The 332-nt window shown below is 57.8% G+C and carries 1 protein-coding gene; it reads left to right on the top strand.

Annotated features, from left to right (window positions below):
* Positions 1 to 306, top strand: a 306-nt coding sequence (locus KDM89_RS20965) for a hypothetical protein (protein ID WP_212689762.1), incomplete at its 5' end; no start/stop codon positions are given.
* Between the last annotated feature and the right edge of the window lie 26 nt (positions 307 to 332).

Raw genomic sequence — 332 nt, 5'->3', positions numbered from 1 at the left:
AGGCTGGGCCTGGATTACACGATCAACCCGGCGTGGAAAATGGGCCTTGATGCGTCCTATCTATCCAGCGAACGTTATCGCGATACAGCAGGCATGCTGTCGCTGAGCGGGCCACGCCGTCATCTCGATGCTTACCTGAGCTTCAGTGCACATGCGCATAGCCAGTGGCGGCTGAGCGTGAATAATCTGCTGCAGCAGGATCTGCGCAATGCGGATTATTTTCAGCTGAGTGAGCGTCGCTGGACTGAACAGACGACACAAGCCAGCAGCCGTCAGTGGCGCCTGAGCTGGGAGGGGAAATGGTAATGGCGCTGAGCCTGCCACTGGTAGTC

The organism is Cognatundibacterium luofuense, from assembly GCF_018139685.1.
Lineage (GTDB): Bacteria > Pseudomonadota > Gammaproteobacteria > Burkholderiales > Burkholderiaceae_D > Undibacterium > Undibacterium luofuense.
The sequence above is the reverse complement of the archived record's forward strand: the minus strand, read 5'-3'. Positions and strand labels throughout refer to the sequence as shown.